General features: G+C 63.8%; 2 protein-coding genes. Both read left to right on the plus strand.

The features are described 5' to 3' along the window. The first annotated feature begins 23 nt into the window (after positions 1–23). Positions 24–845, plus strand: coding sequence for an ABC transporter ATP-binding protein (locus ACLMAL_RS39545; RefSeq protein ID WP_412003756.1), 822 nt, complete (start codon positions 24–26; stop codon positions 843–845). Next, positions 842–1468: ABC transporter permease (locus ACLMAL_RS39550; RefSeq protein ID WP_412003757.1), on the plus strand; the 627-nt coding region annotated here is incomplete at its 3' end. The genes ACLMAL_RS39545 and ACLMAL_RS39550, both read left to right, overlap by 4 nt.

Genomic DNA, 1468 nt, shown 5'->3' on the forward strand with positions numbered 1-1468 from the left:
GAGAGGGAAGGTAGGGCCGTTCGATGACGACACAGCAAGTTCCGGTGATCCATGTGCAGGGCCTGGAGAAGTCCTACAAGGATCTGCATGTGCTGCGCGGCGTGGACTTCGAGGTGGAGCGGGGCAGCATTTTCGCCTTGCTCGGCTCGAACGGGGCGGGCAAGACCACGGTCGTGCGAATCCTGTCCACGCTGCTGAAGGCCGACGCAGGGACGGCCGCCGTGAACGGCTTCGACGTCGCCACACAACCGGCGGACGTGCGGGAGTCCTTCAGTTTCACCGGGCAGTTCGCCGCCGTCGACGAAATCCTCAGCGGGCGGGAGAATCTCGTGTTGATCGCCCGGTTGCGGCGTCTGAAGAACCCAGGCACGATCGCCGATGACCTGCTCGAACGCTTCTCACTGACCGACGCCGCCGCGCGGAAGGTATCGACGTATTCCGGTGGCATGCGCCGCCGCCTCGACATCGCCATGAGCCTCATCGGGAACCCGCCGGTCATCTTCCTCGACGAGCCGACGACCGGGCTCGACCCCCAAGCGCGCATCGAGGTATGGCAGACCGTCAAGGCACTCGCCGAGCACGGCACCACGGTGCTGCTCACGACGCAGTATCTGGACGAAGCCGAACAACTCGCCGACCGGATCGCGATCCTGCACAAGGGCCGGATCATCGTGAACGGCACCCTCGCCGAACTCAAGCAACTGCACCCACCGACCAAGGTCGAATACGTCGAGAAGCAGCCGACCCTAGAGGAGGTCTTCCTCACCCTCGTCGGTGACGAAGGCAATGACGGCGACACCGGCAATGCCGCAGCCCCGGCACCGACGAGTAAGGAACAACGATGACCACGCAATTCTTCGGCGACACCGGCTACCTGCTGGGACGATCCCTGCGCCACATCATGCGCAGCCCGGACACCATCATGACGACCGCGATCACACCCATCGCCATGATGCTGCTGTTCGTCTACATATTCGGCGGCGCGATCGACACCGGGACGGATTCGTATGTGACCTATCTGCTGCCCGGAATTCTGCTCATCACCATTGCGTCGGGCATTGCCTACACCGCATTCCGCCTCTTCCTGGATATGAAGAACGGCATTGTCGAGCGATTCCAGTCCATGCCGATCACACGATCGTCCATCCTGTGGGCCCACGTGCTGACCTCGCTGGTCGCCAATCTGATCTCGCTCGTGGTCGTCGTGCTCGTCGCCCTGCTCATAGGCTTCCGCTCCGGCGCAGGAGTGCTGGCCTGGCTCGCGGTCGCCGGCATCCTGGCCCTGGTCACCCTGGCGTTGACATGGCTCGCCGTCATCCCCGGACTGACCGCGAAATCCCCGGATGGCGCGAGCGGATTCTCCTACCCGCTGATCTTCCTGCCGTTCATCAGCTCGGCATTCGTACCCACCGACTCCATGCCCGGCCCGGTGCGCGCCTTCGCCGAACACCAGCCGACGACCGCCATC

Origin of the sequence: Nocardia sp. CWNU-33, from assembly GCF_046764895.1 — a bacterium.
Lineage (GTDB): Bacteria > Actinomycetota > Actinomycetes > Mycobacteriales > Mycobacteriaceae > Nocardia.

Excerpts from the sequence above, each read along its gene's own strand:
- ACLMAL_RS39545 (WP_412003756.1), top strand. The coding sequence starts at position 24 with ATGACGACACAGCAAGTTCCGGTGATCCATGTGCAGGGCCTGGAGAAG.